Source organism: Acidobacteriota bacterium, assembly GCA_009838525.1.
Lineage (GTDB): Bacteria > Acidobacteriota > Vicinamibacteria > Vicinamibacterales > UBA8438 > VXRJ01.
Genome location: VXRJ01000028.1, coordinates 61,828 through 76,729 on the forward strand (window position 1 = coordinate 61,828; position 14,902 = coordinate 76,729).

The 14,902-nt window shown below is 68.4% G+C and carries 18 protein-coding genes; 7 read left to right on the forward strand and 11 right to left on the reverse strand.

All coding sequences use genetic code 11. The annotated features are described in order from the left end of the window. The first annotated feature begins 269 nt into the window (after positions 1-269). The 5 genes from F4Y45_12410 to F4Y45_12430 all read left to right on the forward strand — a co-directional run bounded on the left by F4Y45_12410 (position 270) and on the right by F4Y45_12430 (position 7,261). Positions 270-731: an HNH endonuclease gene (locus F4Y45_12410; GenBank protein ID MXY25311.1), complete on the forward strand. Its 462-nt coding sequence runs from the start codon at positions 270-272 to the stop codon at positions 729-731. 64 nt (positions 732-795) lie between these two features. Continuing rightward, positions 796-2,214 (forward strand): PQQ-dependent sugar dehydrogenase, encoded by a 1,419-nt coding sequence (locus F4Y45_12415; GenBank protein MXY25312.1) that lies wholly within the window; start codon positions 796-798, stop codon positions 2,212-2,214. Positions 2,215-2,230: 16 nt separating this feature from the next. Continuing rightward, positions 2,231-3,223, forward strand: coding sequence for a hypothetical protein (locus tag F4Y45_12420; protein MXY25313.1), 993 nt, complete (start codon positions 2,231-2,233; stop codon positions 3,221-3,223). Positions 3,224-3,247: 24 nt separating this feature from the next. After that, entirely contained in the window at positions 3,248-6,112 is a 2,865-nt protein-coding gene (gene uvrA, locus F4Y45_12425; GenBank protein MXY25314.1) for an excinuclease ABC subunit UvrA, read from the forward strand. A gap of 24 nt (positions 6,113-6,136) precedes the next feature. Beyond that, complete coding sequence (locus tag F4Y45_12430; GenBank protein MXY25315.1) at positions 6,137-7,261, forward strand: UDP-3-O-acyl-N-acetylglucosamine deacetylase; 1,125 nt, start codon at positions 6,137-6,139, stop codon at positions 7,259-7,261. A gap of 31 nt (positions 7,262-7,292) precedes the next feature. Here F4Y45_12430 and F4Y45_12435 read toward each other — a convergent pair whose 3' ends face one another. The 3 genes from F4Y45_12435 to F4Y45_12445 are packed head-to-tail and all read right to left on the reverse strand — an operon-like array spanning position 7,293 to position 8,529. After that, positions 7,293-7,571 carry a hypothetical protein gene (locus tag F4Y45_12435; GenBank protein MXY25316.1) on the reverse strand — a complete coding sequence of 93 codons (279 nt, stop codon included), beginning with the start codon at positions 7,569-7,571 and terminating at the stop codon, positions 7,293-7,295. A 2-nt stretch (positions 7,572-7,573) separates the two neighbouring features. Continuing rightward, on the reverse strand, positions 7,574-7,915 hold the full coding sequence (locus F4Y45_12440) for an STAS domain-containing protein (GenBank protein MXY25317.1): 342 nt from the start codon (positions 7,913-7,915) through the stop codon (positions 7,574-7,576). Then, positions 7,912-8,529, reverse strand: a complete 618-nt coding sequence (locus tag F4Y45_12445) for a sigma-70 family RNA polymerase sigma factor (protein MXY25318.1) — start codon at positions 8,527-8,529, stop codon at positions 7,912-7,914. Before F4Y45_12445 ends, F4Y45_12440 begins: the two co-directional genes overlap by 4 nt. Positions 8,530-8,531: 2 nt before the next feature. Here F4Y45_12445 and lysA point away from each other — a divergent pair, with 2 nt between their 5' ends. After that, entirely contained in the window at positions 8,532-9,830 is a 1,299-nt protein-coding gene (gene lysA, locus F4Y45_12450; protein MXY25319.1) for a diaminopimelate decarboxylase, read from the forward strand. A 27-nt stretch (positions 9,831-9,857) separates the two neighbouring features. After that, positions 9,858-10,445: a dTMP kinase gene (gene tmk, locus F4Y45_12455; GenBank protein ID MXY25320.1), complete on the forward strand. Its 588-nt coding sequence runs from the start codon at positions 9,858-9,860 to the stop codon at positions 10,443-10,445. A gap of 63 nt (positions 10,446-10,508) precedes the next feature. Here the strand turns inward: tmk and F4Y45_12460 are convergent, their stop codons facing one another. Genes F4Y45_12460 through rplU form a run of 8 tightly spaced genes read right to left on the reverse strand, consistent with a single transcriptional unit; the run spans position 10,509 to position 14,862 of the window. Beyond that, positions 10,509-10,844: a type II toxin-antitoxin system PemK/MazF family toxin gene (locus F4Y45_12460; GenBank protein MXY25321.1), complete on the reverse strand. Its 336-nt coding sequence runs from the start codon at positions 10,842-10,844 to the stop codon at positions 10,509-10,511. Further along, positions 10,829-11,065, reverse strand: a complete 237-nt coding sequence (locus F4Y45_12465; GenBank protein MXY25322.1) for a CopG family transcriptional regulator — start codon at positions 11,063-11,065, stop codon at positions 10,829-10,831. Before F4Y45_12465 ends, F4Y45_12460 begins: the two co-directional genes overlap by 16 nt. Positions 11,066-11,088: 23 nt before the next feature. Then, positions 11,089-12,159: a ComF family protein gene (locus tag F4Y45_12470; GenBank protein ID MXY25323.1), complete on the reverse strand. Its 1,071-nt coding sequence runs from the start codon at positions 12,157-12,159 to the stop codon at positions 11,089-11,091. Further along, on the reverse strand, positions 11,969-12,412 hold the full coding sequence (rsfS, locus tag F4Y45_12475; protein ID MXY25324.1) for a ribosome silencing factor: 444 nt from the start codon (positions 12,410-12,412) through the stop codon (positions 11,969-11,971). The genes F4Y45_12470 and rsfS overlap by 191 nt, the downstream gene beginning before the upstream one ends. Beyond that, a complete protein-coding gene (gene nadD, locus F4Y45_12480; GenBank protein ID MXY25325.1) occupies positions 12,412-13,116 on the reverse strand; it encodes a nicotinate (nicotinamide) nucleotide adenylyltransferase in 705 nt (234 codons plus the stop codon). The genes rsfS and nadD overlap by 1 nt, the downstream gene beginning before the upstream one ends. Next, the gene (obgE, locus tag F4Y45_12485; protein ID MXY25326.1) at positions 13,071-14,180 is read right to left on the reverse strand and encodes a GTPase ObgE; all 1,110 of its coding nucleotides are present in this window, start codon (positions 14,178-14,180) and stop codon (positions 13,071-13,073) included. Before obgE ends, nadD begins: the two co-directional genes overlap by 46 nt. Positions 14,181-14,240: 60 nt before the next feature. Continuing rightward, on the reverse strand, positions 14,241-14,504 hold the full coding sequence (locus F4Y45_12490) for a 50S ribosomal protein L27 (GenBank protein ID MXY25327.1): 264 nt from the start codon (positions 14,502-14,504) through the stop codon (positions 14,241-14,243). A 43-nt stretch (positions 14,505-14,547) separates the two neighbouring features. Then, the gene (rplU, locus tag F4Y45_12495) at positions 14,548-14,862 is read right to left on the reverse strand and encodes a 50S ribosomal protein L21 (GenBank protein MXY25328.1); all 315 of its coding nucleotides are present in this window, start codon (positions 14,860-14,862) and stop codon (positions 14,548-14,550) included. Positions 14,863-14,902 lie beyond the last annotated feature (40 nt).

Sequence of the window (14,902 nt, forward strand, 5' to 3'; positions counted from 1 at the left end):
GCGTGCAATGTGTTACACAGCCGAAATGTTGACACCGCGGCGCTGCGTCGTTCAGAATCGGCGGTTAAGTACCTGCCCGAGGAGCAACGCCGTTCAGGCGGGATGCGTCGCCGCTCGAATGCAGCGGGGTTTCACCACAGGCTGTTGGTTCTGCAGGTAGCGATCGGACGGGGCTGAACGGGCGAACGAGGCAGACGGTGGAACAGACGCTGCTGTTGAACGCGACGTACGAACCGCTGAAGGTGGTCGACTGGCGGAAGGCGATCACCATGCTCTGTCAGGGCAAGGTGGAGGTGGTCTCCGAGTACGACCGGGAGATCCGCTCGGTCTCGGTTACCTTCCGACTCCCGTCGGTCATCCGTCTGCTGCGCTACATCACGATGAAGCGGCGGCTCGATGAAGTGCCGTTCTCACGGGCGAACATCTACGCGCGCGACGATCACGCCTGCCAGTACTGCGGGAAGGAGTTCCCGGTCGGAGACCTGACCTTCGACCATGTGGTGCCGGTCTCCCAGGGAGGCCGCAAGAGCTGGGAGAACATCGTTACCTCCTGCATCCGATGCAACCGGAGGAAGGGCGGCCGGACGCCCGCCCAGGCCGGGATGCGCGTGATCCGCACACCCAAGCGGCCGACCCGGTCGCCGACTGTGCGGCTGACGTTCGGCCTCCGCGACGCACCCGAGAGCTGGCGCGACTATCTCTACTGGAACGTCGAGCTCGACGAGACCTGATTCAGCGTTCCCCTTGGCCGCCCCACGTCCATCGAGCAGAGGGGGCATCCGGTATAGTTGCGCCGTGTCCGTCATCAGCGTGCGTCTCGGCGCCGCGGCGGTGGCGTTGCTGACGGCGGCGGCGGCCACCGGCCAGACCACCAACGATCCGTTCCGGGACCCGATTCCTGCCACCGACGGCGTCATCACGATCGGCGTCGAGGAGTTCGCCTCGTTGCCGTTCGTCGACGGCGAGGCGGCGCGGATGATGCGGCTGGTGGACGAACCGGCGACGGGGCGCCTGTTCGTGAACGACATGCGCGGCCTCGTCTACACCGTCAGCTACGACGGCGGGACGGTGACGCGGTATCTCGATCTGACGGATCCGCGTTGGGGGCTCGCCGTCGAGGCGTCCCGCCGGGAGCGCGGGTTCCAGAGCTTCGCGCTCCATCCGCAGTTCGGCGTGTCCGGCGCGCCGGGGTACGGAAGGCTCTACACTTACACCGATACGAGCAACACGGCGCCGCCGGCGGATTTCGTGCCGAACGGGGGCTCCGACGCCCAGGACACGATCCTGCTGGAGTGGACCGCCACTGATCCCGCGGCGGCGGTCTACGATGGCGGCCCGCCCCGCGAGTTGCTGCGGATGGAGCAGCCGTTCCGCAATCACAACGGCGGGCAGCTCGGTTTCAATCCGCTCGCGGCGCCCGGCGACCCGGACTTCGGCCTTCTCTACGTCGGATCGGCGGACGGCGGCAGCGGCGGCGATCCTCTCGACGTCGCGCAGGACCTCGGCTCGATCCTCGGCAAGATCCTGCGCATCGACCCGTTGGGAACGAACAGCACGAACGGGCAGTACGGGATCCCCGCCGACAATCCGTTCGCGAGCGACGGCGACCCCGCCACCCTCGCCGAGATCTACGCCTACGGCGTGCGCAATCCGCAACGCTTCGCCTGGGACGAGCGGAACGGCAATCTGTTCATGGCCGACATCGGCCAGAACATCGTCGAGGAGGTCAGTCTCGTGCCGCGGGGCGGAAACCTGGGCTGGAACGACTGGGAGGGGAGCTTCCGGTTCATCAGCCGCCAGGAGGTCAGCCTCGTCGATCCACGGGGCGAGGCCGGCCTGTCGTACCCGGTAGTGGAGTACGGCCAGCTCGATCCGCTTTTTCAGCGCAGCTCGATGGCCACCGGCCTCGTCGTCTACCGGGACGACGCCCTGCCGCAGCTTGCAAACCTCGTACTCTTCGGAGACGGTCCGAGCGGCGAGGTCTTCTACTTTTCAGCGGACCATCTGCCCGAGGGTGGCCAGGACGCGATGCGCCGCGTCCTGCTCCGTCACGGGTCCGGGACGAAGACGCTGCTGCAGGTGATTCAGGAGAAGAACGTCAGTCAGGGCCGGGATCCGGCAGCCCGGGCCGACGTGCGCATCGACCCCGGACCGGACGGACAGGTTTTCCTGTTGAACAAGCACGACGGCGTCATCCGCCGGCTGGTGCCTTAGGAGCCTGGCCGCCAGCATGTCCGAGCCGCACATCGCCGCCCTCCGGCCGTCGCGCGCGGTCGCCGGGGGGCGGGTCGTGATCGAGGGAGAGGGCCTGCTGCCGGACGGTTCGGACGGCATGCTCCCCGGCATCCGGTTCGGCGACCGGCCGGCGCGCGCCGTCCAGATGTCCCGGCGGTCGGTCGAAGTGCTCGTTCCATCCGGCCTGGAGGGTGGACGGACCCCGGTTCACATAGGAAACGGACATCGGGCCGGTGCGGTGTTCATCGACATCGGCCGCGTGGCGGCAACCGGCCTCCACCAGGTCGACGGCCCGGTAGTCGGGCTCGACGGCGCCCTGTACGCCACCTACAGCGGCACCCGCGGCGAGCGGACACCGGTCTCCGTCTTCCGTATCCGGCAGGACGGCTTTCGCGAGCCATTCGTCAAGGGCATCGTCAATGCCACGTCGCTCGCGGTAGCTCCGGACGGGCGGCTGTTCGTCTCGAGCCGCCAGGACGGCACGGTGTACACCGTTGCCGACGACGGCGCGTTTCATCGATTCGCCGGCGATCTCGGCATCGCGTGCGGTCTGGCCTTCAGTCCCGACGGGACGCTCTATGTCGGCGACCGGTCCGGCACCGTCTACCGGATCGGCAGTTCCGGCCGGGCGACACCCTTTGCCACGCTCCCGCCGAGCGTTGCTGCGTTCCATCTGGCATGGGGTCCGGATGACGGGCTGTACGTCACCGGACCGACCCTTGCCACACAGGACTGCGTCTACCGGATCGATCGGACCGGCGCCGTCGACCGCATCGCGACCGGCTTCGGCCGGCCGCAGGGTCTCTCCTTCGACCCCCGGGGCAGGCTGCATGTCGTCGAGGCGTTGGCCGGAGCGAGCGCCGTCTACCGGCTGGCGGAAGACGGGACCCGCACGCGGGTCCTGGCCGCGCCGGACCTGGTGGGCGTGACGTTCGACCGCTCCGGCGCGATGGTGGCGGCATCCGGCGACACCCTGTACGCGTGGTAGCATGGACCGTTTGGGCATTCGCCGATGGGTCCTGGCAGTGGTACACCGCGGGAGCCGCACGACTGGATCGATGTCCGGGGTGCGCGCGTCCACAACCTGAAGAACATCGACGTCCGGCTGCCGCGCGATCAGCTCGTCGTGGTGACCGGGCTTTCGGGATCGGGTAAGTCCTCGCTCGCGTTCGACACGATCTACGCGGAGGGACAGCGGCGCTACGTCGAGTCGCTCTCCGCCTACGCCCGCCAGTTCCTCGAACAGGTGGAGAAACCCGATGTCGATCAGATCGACGGGCTCTCGCCCGCGATTTCCATCGAGCAGCGGACCACCGGATCGAATCCGCGCTCGACGGTTGGCACGGTCACCGAGATCTACGACTTCCTCCGCCTGCTCTTCGCCAACATCGGCGTCCCGCACTGCCCGTCGTGCGGCCGGGCGATCACGTCACAGTCGGTGGAGCGGATGGTGGAGACAATCGTCTCGAATCCGCCGGAAGAGCGGGTGAACGTCCTCGCGCCAATCGTCCGCGGGCGCAAGGGGGCGTTTCGGAAGGAACTCGCCGCGCTTCGCGCGCGCGGGTTGACACGCGTTCGCGTGGACGGCGAGGTCCGCCCCCTGGAGGGAGAGTTCTCGCTCGACCGGCGGCGGAACCACTCGATCGAGGTCGTGGTGGACCGCCTGGTGGTGCGCGAGGGAGCCAGGCGGCGGCTCACCGAGGCCATAGAGTTCTCACTGACGCTGGCGGACGACGTCGTCATCATCAATACCCTGGGCGGCGGCGACCGGCTGTTCTCGCGCCGCCTCGCCTGCCCGGCCTGCAGCATCAACATGCCGGAGCTGTCACCTCGCGCTTTCTCCTTCAACTCGCCGCACGGGGCTTGCCGGGAATGCCAGGGACTGGGGGTGATCGAGGACTTCGACCCGGACCGGATCGTGCCGGATCCATCGGTATCGCTCGACGACGGAGCGATTCAGCCCTGGGCCGGGGGCGACCGGGAATCGGTTCGCAAGGCGTTGTCGCGCCTTTCGCAGTACTACGGCATAGATCTCGCCCGCCCCTTTGGCAAGCTTCCGCGCCGGCAGCGCGACCTGCTGCTCTTCGGCCCGAAGGACGCCGTCCGCCAGTCCGGCGCCACGCCCCGCGCACGGCGCGCCCGCGGGTTTCGGACGGATCCGTTCGGCGCCGACTTCGAAGGGGTCGTGCCGAACCTGCGCCGCCGCTATGCCGCGGCTACCTGGGCGCAGCAGGAAGCGCTGCAGGCCTACCGTGCGCGGCGCGCCTGCCATGCCTGCGGCGGCGAACGCCTCCGGCCGGAGAGCCGCGCGGTCCGGGTCAAGGGCCGGACGATGGCCGACTGCGTCAACCTGTCGATCACCGACGCGCTGGCCGTGTTCGACGCTCTCGAGCTGACGGAGCGGGAGACCCAGGTCGCCGAGCGCGTGCTGCGCGAGATACGGGACCGCATGCGCTTCCTTTGCGACGTCGGTGTGGGCTACCTGTCGCTGGCGCGCGGCGCGGCGACCCTGTCGGGGGGCGAAGCGCAACGGATCCGGCTCGCCACCCAGATCGGCGCCAGCCTGACCGGCGTCCTCTACGTGCTCGACGAGCCGTCGATCGGCCTGCACCAGCATGACAATCAACGGCTTCTGGCCACCCTCGGCCGGCTGCGCGATCTGGGCAACACGGTTGTCGTGGTGGAGCATGACGAGGAGACGATTCGCGCCGCCGACTACGTTGTCGACCTCGGCGTCGGCGCCGGGGAGCATGGCGGTCACGTCATCTTCCAAGGAGCGCCGGCGGCGCTCGAGGCGGCCGGGACCGACTCACTCACGGGCATGTACCTGCGCGGGGCGCGCTCCATCGACGTGCCGTCGAGGCGCAGGACGGCGAATGGCGGCGCGATCACGATCCGCGGAGCACGGGCGAACAACCTCAAGGACATCGATGTCGAGCTGCCGCTCGGCGTGTTTATCGCGGTCACCGGCGTCAGCGGATCGGGAAAGTCGACGCTGGTGAACGACATTCTCTATCGCGCTCTCGCGCGAACGCTCTACCGGGCGGCGGCGGATCCCGGGGCTCACAGCGCCATCGAGGGAATCGACCGGATTGACAAGGTAATCCAGATCGATCAGTCGCCCATCGGACGGACCCCGCGATCGAATCCGGCCACCTATACAGGTCTGTTCACGTTCATCCGAGAGATCTATTCGATGTTGCCGGAAGCCCGCGCACGCGGATACCGGCCGGGCCGCTTTTCCTTCAATGTAAAGGGAGGACGATGCGAGGCCTGCCAGGGGGATGGTCTGATCGCCATCGAGATGCACTTCCTCCCGGACGTCTACGTCACCTGCGAGCAGTGCCGCGGGCGCCGTTACAACCGCGAGACGCTGGAGATCACCTATCGTGGCGCTTCGATCGCCGACGTGCTGGCGATGACGGTCGACCAGGCCGCGCAACTGCTCGAGAACGTTCCGTCTATCGCGACGAAGCTGCGGACGCTGCAGGACGTCGGCCTCGGCTACCTCACGCTGGGCCAGTCCGCGACGACGTTGAGCGGTGGGGAAGCGCAGCGGGTGAAGCTGGCGAAGGAGCTGTCGCGCCGGAGCACCGGGCGGACGCTCTACATTCTGGACGAGCCGACCACGGGGCTGCACCTCGAGGACACGAAGCGCCTCCTCGACGTGCTGAACCTGCTGGTGGAACAGGGAAACACCGTAGTTGTCATCGAGCACCACCTCGACGTCATCAAGGCGGCGGACCACATCGTCGACCTTGGACCGGGCGGCGGCGCCGACGGAGGCATGGTGGTCGCGGCGGGAACACCGGAAACGGTAGCGGCGCAGGCGGGCTCGCTCACGGGTGCCTGTCTCCGTCCGGCTTTGGTGCACTGATCAAGAGCTGTACGGTAGCGCCGCGTGCCAATGGGGGTAGTCATGAGCAGTCGTCAGAAAAAACGCGTAGCGCAAAGTGGCTGTGAGACCCCGGAGTATGGTATAAACACATCGAAATTGGGGAGGAACGGCAGTGGCGGTGTCGCTACTGCCCGCTTGGCTCAGGTCATTAGCAGGAGCAGCAACGCTTGCCAGACCGCTTGGGTTCGCGGTGGAAGACGGCCGGCAGGAATGACGCCCCAAAGAACACTTAGCCGGACGGTTTCGTGCTCCGGCATCGGGTTGCACTCGGGTCGGAAGGTCACGCTTCGGATCAAGCCTGCTCCCGCTGATCACGGCATTCGCTTCCGGCGGCTGGATCTCAACGGCCTTGAAGTGCCGGCAGAGGCGGATCGCATTTCCAGCCTCTCCTACGCCACCGCGCTTACGCAGGACGCGGCGTCGGTCGGCACCGTCGAGCATCTGCTCGCCGCCTTCGTCGGTCTGGGCGTCGACAACGCGACGGTCGAGTTGAACGCGGCCGAGGTGCCGATCATGGACGGCAGCGCGGCGTCGTTCGTCTACCTCGTCCACGAAGCGGGCGTCAAGACGCTCAGCGCGGCGCGGCGGTTCCTGAAGGTGGCGCGGCCGATAGTCCTCTCGAAGGGAGACAAGCGGATCGCCGTCTATCCGTCCGATCACTTCAAGGTGACCTACAGCATCAGCTTCGATCATCCGCTGTTGCGGCACCAGTCGCGGACGCAGCAGATCACCGAGGATTCGTTCGCCGAGGAGATCGCGCCGGCGCGCACCTTCGGCTTCCTGAAAGAGGTCGAGCAGATGCGCCAGAAGGGCCTCGCGCTTGGCGGCTCGCTCGACAACGCGATAGTGCTGGGCGAGACCGGCGTGCTGAACAACACGCTCCGGTTCGAGGACGAGTTCGTCCGCCACAAGATCCTCGACGTCATCGGCGATCTGGCGCTGGTCGGCCACCCGATCATCGGCCATGTCGTGGCTCATCGGGCGGGTCACGCGCTGCATGCCGGGTTCGCGCAGAAGATCCTCCAGGAATCGGATGCCTGGCATCTGGTCGACGCGCCGCTCGCACCGGCCCCCGAGGAAGCCGCAGTTCCGGAAACCGTCACCGGCACCCAGCCGGTCAAGACCTGACGCGGTCCGTCCGTTCTTGCCCGGATCCGTTTCAGCCGGATCCTTCTTCCGCCGGCAGCTTACGCATATAGGCGTCCAGCTTCTCGTTCTCGTACGTCACCGAGTTGAGAAACAGGCTCTCGAGGAGGTACGTGCGCCGCTCGTCCACGGTCATCTGGTCGATCAGTTGACTGATTTCCTGCATCACGTCCTCGAAGCTGTAGTCGAGGCCGTGGCGTGCGTGCATCTCGCGGTAGAGCGCTTCGAGCACCGCCAGCAGGTCGCCATCCAGCGCAATTTTCGTTCCGGAACTCGTGGTGATGGTGCGCATCGTCATTCCCCAAAGCTGTCGATGGCGCTCGACTCGTCCGGATGCAGGGCGAGGAATCGATGCGCGCCGGTCATGGTGAGCATCGTCTCGACCCGTTGCTGCACGCCGGCCAGTTTGATGGTTCCCTGCAGCTTGTCGGCCTGCCGGTAGAGATCCATCAGGCAGCCGATGGTCGCGCTGTCGACGTAGACGACCCGCGAGAGGTCGATCACCAGGCGCCGGTCGCCGCCCGCGAGCAGGGCGCTGACCGTGTCGGCGAAGCCGGACAGCGCCTGGTAGGTCATCTTCGGTTCGCCGACACGGACCACCACGGCCGCGCCGACTCTGTCCGTCGTCAGGTTCATGAGTCTCCTCCCCGCTTGCGCTCCAGCCGGACCACGTGCCGCGCGAGTTCACGGCGCCCCCGGTTGATGCGCGACTTGACCGTCCCGTCCGGCACCTGCAGGCGGGCGGCGATCTCCTGGTATGACAGTTCCTGGATGTCCCGTAGCATTACCGCCGTCCGCAGCGTCTCCGGCAGCGCGTTGAGCGCGTCGCGCAGCAGCGCCCGCCGGTCGAACCGTTCGAGCCGTCCGTGGGGGTCGAGACCGGTGGCAACGGGAGAGAGCTCGCTCGCGTCCACCCGCCGGTCTACCGTTTCGCGCTCGCGGCGGACTCGCCGGTAGTGGTCGATGCAGAGATTGCGGCTGACGCTGACGATCCAGGTGCTGAAATTGGCGCGCCGGTCGAACGTGTCCAGCGCCTTGAATACCTTCAGAAAGATGTCCTGGGTCAGGTCTTCCGCTTCATCGTGGCGCCCGACGAACTGGTAGGCGACGTGGAACACCCTGCGGCGGTAGCGCTGCACGATCAACTCCCAGGCGTGCTGGTCGCCGCTGAGACAGGCGTTGATGAGTGCGTCGGTCTCGTCGGCGACCGGGGGCGTCAGCGCGTCGGACACGTGCGGCAAGTGTACAATTCATGGCGGCCGCGGGGTTTCACCACGGGCTCCTGGCGACGCCATCCCCCACACCCATGGACGGATTCGACTGTTCCCCTGACCGTCCAGCCACCTGCGATGGCGTCGATCTGGCGGCCGTGGCTGCCGCCGAAGGCACACCGCTCTACGTCTACAGCGCGGCCGGCATCGTCGCGCGCTACCGGGCCCTCGACGCCGCGCTCGGCGAGTGGCCGCATCGGATCCACTTCGCGATGAAGGCGAACTCGACGCTCGGGGTCGTCCGGTTGCTGCATGCGGCGGGAAGCTCGTTCGATGCCAATTCGGGAGGCGAAATAGGCGTGGCGTTGCGCGCGGGGGCGCCGCCGGACGCGATCGTCTTCACGGGCGTCGGCAAGACGGAGGCGGAGCTGACCGATGCGGTGCGCCTCGGCATCGGCACGATCAACGCGGAGTCGGCCGGGGAGCTGGACCGGATCGGACGCATTGCCGCGTCGCGGGGCGTGCGGGCGCGCGTCGCCCTGCGCGTGAACCCGGACATCGAGGCCGATACCCACCCGGGCATCGCGACCGGCGGCCGGGCCCACAAGTTCGGGGTGCCGATGGGCGACGCCCGCGATATCGCGCGCGAGGCGTCGACGCACGAAGGGCTGGAACTGGTCGGCATCCACGCGCATGTCGGATCGCAGATCACCGACCTCGATTCGCTGGGCCGGACCGCGGCAGCGGTCGCGCGGCTCGCGCACCGGCTGCAGGAAGACGGCGTTCCGCTCGCGCATGTCGATCTGGGCGGCGGACTGGGGATCGCCTACGACGCGGCCGAGGCGCCGTCGGTCGACGCCTACGCGCGACTGCTGGTCGATGCGGTCCGGCCAACCGGGCTGACCCTGCTCGTCGAGCCGGGCCGCTGGATCGTCGGTCCGACCGGCGCACTCATCGCCACCGTGGTCGACGTCAAGCCGCAGGCGGACGGACGTCACTTCGTCGTGCTCGACGCGGGCATGAGCGAGCTGCTCCGCCCGGCGTTGTACGGCTCGGCGCACCGACTGCACCTGCTGCAGCCGCGCGACGGCTCACCCGTCACCTGCGATGTCGTCGGACCGATATGCGAGACGACGGATGTGGTCGGCCTCGGTCAGAGGATGCCGTTGCCGCGGGTGGGCGACCGGATCCTGGTGCGCGACGCCGGCGCCTACGGGGTGGCGATGGCCTCGAACTACAATCGCCATCCCCTGCCGGCCGAGGCGCTGATCGCGGACGGAGCGTGGACACTGATTCGCCGCCGGCAGTCCGTCGACGAAATGATGGCGTCGGAGCTGTGACGGCGCCGGGAACGGAGCGCGACAACGATGCTCGTAGCGATCGAGGGGCTTGATCAGAGCGGCAAGGAGACGCAGGCGCGCGAGTTGCGCGACCGGCTGCGGGCGGCCGGCTACCGGTCGCGCGTGGTGTCGTTTCCCGACTACGGAACGTCGATTGGCGAGGAGATTGCCCGCGCGCTGCAGGGCGAGCGGGAGTACGGCCCGGAAACGATGCAACTGCTGTATGTAGCGAATCGCTTCGAGCGGAAGGCCGACATCGACCGGTGGCAGGCGGGGGGGCTCATCGTCCTGTTCGATCGGTATGTCGCCTCCGCCGTCGCCTACGGCGAAGCGCATGGCCTCGACCCGGCGTGGCTCGAGAACCTGCAGATCTACCTGCCGCAGCCGGATCTGACGTTCTTCCTCGACATCGCGCCGGAGACCGCGATGGCCCGCAAGGCGGTGGGACGCGACCGCTACGAGCGCGATCTCGCGCTCCTCGCGCGCGTCCGGGTCAGCTATCAGCGCCTTGCCGCGCAATCCGGCTGGATCCGGATCGACGGCGAACAGTCGCCCGACGACGTTGCCACCGCCCTCGCCACGGCGCTCGAGCCGCGCCTGCCGGCGCTACCCTAGCGGTCCGAGGTGAGCCCCGCACTACATTCGGGCGGTGCATGCCGGCTGAACGGGGTGCCTCGTCTACCCGATGATCTCGATCAGGCCCTCGACAATGACGGCCAGCTCCTCCTCGGATGCCCGCCCGAGGCGTCGACCGAGGCGCTCGGTCGAGAGCGTTCGGATCTGGCTGATCTTGACCCACGAACGCTTGGGGAGCCTTGATGCACGGAGCCGCAGGGTCAGAGGGAAGCCTGCGCGCGGTTCCTGACTGGTCAGGGCCGCGGCGATTACCGTGCCCGATCGCTCGTTGAAGATATCGTGGCTGAGGACGACGACAGGACGCTGGCCGGCCTGTTCGTGGCCTCGAACCGGGTTCAGATTCGCCCAGCGGACGTCGCCCCTCAGTATTCGGGCCACGACTCACCTGCGATGCCTTCGTCCGCAAGAAGCTGTTCGTGGGTCGGATCCAGCTTGTCGCATTCCGTCGCCAGGCGAGTGCGGGCGAGTCGGCCGAGTTTCTCCGCCAGGGCTGATTCCACTGCCTGGCTGCGGTTTCTGAACATCCCTCCTGACACGAGCGTGTCCATCTGGTTGAGCAACCGGGCGTCCAGGGTGACGGCGACCTTGGCTTTTGGCATCGTCGCAAGAGTATGATGTTTCATCATACCATCAGGCGCTGCGTTTCGGACCGGCACGTTTCGGCGGGGCGCTGGCGGACGCCGCGCTGGGGCGCAAGGGCCACGCCGAGCACGCGCACGTCGGCGGCGCCTGCCTCTCGCAGCAGGGTGGCGCACGCCTCCACCGTTGCTCCGGTCGTAATCACATCGTCGACCAGCAGGAGCCTCTGTCCCCGGACCGCCGAGGGCGCGCGGCCGGCGTAGCGGCGCACGAGCCTGAACGCGCCACGAACCGCCCGGAGACGGACGCTGCGCGGGAGTTCCATCTGCGGACGGGTGTGATGCGCCCGGCGGATCGGCCGGATGACGGGGCGGCCGAGTCGGCGGGCGATGTCGTCCGCCTGGTTGAAGCCGCGCCGCCAGCGCCGGAGCGGGTGGAGAGGCACCGGAACAACGGCGTCGGCGGCGCGCAGCCAGTCGTCCGCCGCCTCGCGGAGCATCGCGGCAAGGGGTTGGGCGAGCGAGCGGCGCCCACCGTACTTGAGCGCGTGGATCATCGTCCGGAGCGGCCCGTCATGCAGGCCGGCGGCACGGCGCGGGGTGAACGGTCCACCGCCCCGCCGGCAGGTGCGACAGGTCGCGGCGCCGTCGCCCTCCCCACCGAGGTCGGCCGCGCTCACCGGCAGGCCGCAACGGCCGCAGACGGGCGGCGAGAGACGCGGGATCTGCCGCAGGCAGGCGGCGCAGACGACACCGCGCGTCGGTGAGTCGAGCGCCCGCTCGCAGGCAATGCAGCGCGACGCCCAGACAACCGCGAGGATGGCGTCGAGTGAGCTACGGACGTCGAGTCCGCAACGGACGTCGAGTCCGTAACGGACGTCGAGCCGGCGCCGCGGGTAGGGCCGCCGGCCGGGCGGCGACGGTTCAGCCGCCGCCTGCGACGCTGTCGTCGTCGTCGGTGGACGGTTCGCCGAGTGCGGAGCTTTCTTCGACGGCAGCGCTGTCGAGACCGGTTTCCGGAACGGCGATGCGGCCGGCGTTGCCCCAGAGCCGCTCGAGACCGTAGACGTTGCGGGTTTCGACCGTGAAGATGTGGACAAGGAGATCGAAACCATCGATCAGCACCCACTCGGCATGGTCGTAGCCTTCGACATGGTTCGGTCGCGCGCCTATTGCCCGCAGCCGCTCGTTGACGGCGTCGGCGATCGCCTGCACCTGACGCGTCGTCCGCCCCGATCCGACGACGAAGAAGTCGGTGAATGCGCCCGCCTCGCGGAGATCGAGCAGAACGATGTCGAGCGCCTTCTTGTCGACCATCGCCGCAACCGCTTCACGAACCGCGTCCGGCAGGCGGGACAACCGGGTCATCATGCAGGATCCGTGCCGTTGTCGTGCGCTGCGTACAGATCGTGCCGAACGATGTAGTCGGCGACCGCGCGCGGGAGCAGGTGATCGAGCGGCTCGCGCCGGACAAGGCGCCGGCGGATTTCGGACGACGAGACGTCACGCGTGCCGGCATCGACCAGCCAGATGGCGGGCGCGCCCTCGGCGGGTGGGCGCCCGGCCTGCATACGGCCGGCCAACTCCGGCATCCGTTCGCGGAGCGGCGCCCCGGTGGCGTCGGGGCGCGAGACGACGACGAAGTGACCCCGGTCGAGAAGCGCCGGATAGTCGTACCACTGCCCGATGTCGGCGAACGCGTCGCTGCCGAGAACGAAGAACAGCCGCGAGGGGTCGTGCCCCTGCTCGTCGGCAAGGCGTCGCAGCGTGACCGACGTGTACGACGGACCAGGCGCGCGCAACTCGAAGTCGCTCGCCTGCAACGCTTCGTAGCCGTCGACGGCCAGCGCGACCATCGCCAGCCGGTGGTCGCCGCCGGCCTGATCGAACGGCGTCTTGTGGGGTGGCTCCCGGGAGGGCATCAACCGCACTTCATCCAGCCCAAGCGCCTGCTGCGCCGCGACCGCCGCGTCGAGATGCCCGTAGTGCACCGGATCGAACGTTCCGCCCAGGATCCCGAGCCGCGTCACGCGAATCGCGCCTCCTCTCCGGATCCGTGAATGGTCGACCACATCGCTTCGAGCAGCGCCGGCACCCCGTCGCCGGTCACGGCGGAGATCGGATAGAGGGGAACCGACCGCGCCCGGAGATGACCCTTCAGCCGCGCGAGGCGCTCGTCATCATCGAGCGCGTCCATCTTCGTCGCGGCGGCCAGTTGCGGCTTTCGCGCGAGATCCGGCGCCGGCGCCGTTGCCGTGACGGCGTCGCCGGACGTTCCGCCGGACGTTCCGCCGGGCGTCGCCACCGGCGCGCCGGCGGGAAAGCGCTCCAGCTCGTTGCGGATCGTCTCGAAGTCGTCCACCGGATCGCGCCCGCTGCCGGAAGAGACGTCAATCAGGTGGACGAGCACGCGGGTCCGTTCGAGGTGACGGAGGAAGCGATGTCCCAGGCCATGTCCCTCGTGCGCGCCGGCAATCAGTCCCGGCACGTCGGCCAGGACGAAACTCCGCTCGTCGTCCAGGCTCACTACGCCGAGGTGGGGCGTCAGGGTCGTGAAGGGATAGTCGGCCACCTTGGGACGCGCCGCCGACACGCGGGATATCAGGGTCGACTTCCCCGCATTCGGAAAGCCGACCAGGCCGACATCGGCGAGGAGGGACAGGCGAAGCCGGAGCGCGCGTTGCTCGCCCGGCAGACCTTTCTCCACCTGACGCGGCGCCCGGTTGGTGGAGCTGACGAAGCGCCGGTTGCCCCGCCCGCCCCGTCCGCCCGCCGCGGCCCGCCACGACTCGCCGTCGTCCGTCAGGTCGGCAAGCGGCCCGACGGCGTCGCCATCCTCGTCGATGGCGTAGACGATCGTGCCCGGCGGGACATCCACGTACAGATCGGCGCCGGAGCGGCCGGTCCGGTCGGAGCCCTCGCCATGCGCGCCTCGCTTGGCGCGGCACAGCGGATGGAACTTGAGCGATACCAGCGTATTGAGATGGTTGCAGGCGCGAAGCCAGACCGAACCGCCCCGTCCGCCGTCGCCACCGTCCGGACCGCCGCGCGGGACGAATTTCTCGCGGCGGAAGCTGACACACCCGTTGCCGCCGTCGCCGGCTGCCACGCGGATGTCGACCTCGTCGACGAACATTCGGAACGGATCAGCAGGTGGGGAGACGATCCTCGGCCGGCGCGCGGCAGCGTCCTGTCGTCACGAGGCGTCCAGCGGGAGGACGCTGATGATACGTCCTCGGGAGCCGTGATCCTCGAAGCGAACCCGTCCGCCGACCATCGCGAAGAGCGTGTCGTCCTTGCCGAGGCCGACATTACGGCCCGGACGGAAGCGCCGGCCGCGCTGGCGGACGAGGATGGCGCCGCCCGGCACGACATTCCCGTCGAACCGCTTGACGCCGAGCCGTTGCGCCTGACTGTCGCGGCCGTTCCGTGAACTGCCCTGACCCTTCTTGTGCGCCATGATGATCTCGTCGCTGATGCGCGGTCCCGGTCCGTCGGGCCGGTTAGCGTGTCTCGATGCGCGTTATGCGGACGCGCGTCTGGGCCGTCCGGTGGCCGAGGGTCCGGCGCCACGCCTTGCGCCGGCGCTTGCGGAAAACCCGCAGCTTCGGACCACGCGTCTGGCTGTCGATTACACCGGTCACCGTTGCCTGGTCGATGTACGGCGTTCCCGCCGCGGTCGCGCCGTTTCCGTCGACGAAGAGAACGCGATCGAAGGTGACGGTATCACCCACTTCGCGCGAGAGGTGGTCGATGGTGACGACCGCTCCCTCTTCGACCCGCAACTGCCGTCCGCCGCTCTCGATGATCGCGAACATGTTCCCTGTTGCGCCGACTTCAGCGTCGGCAAACGGAAAT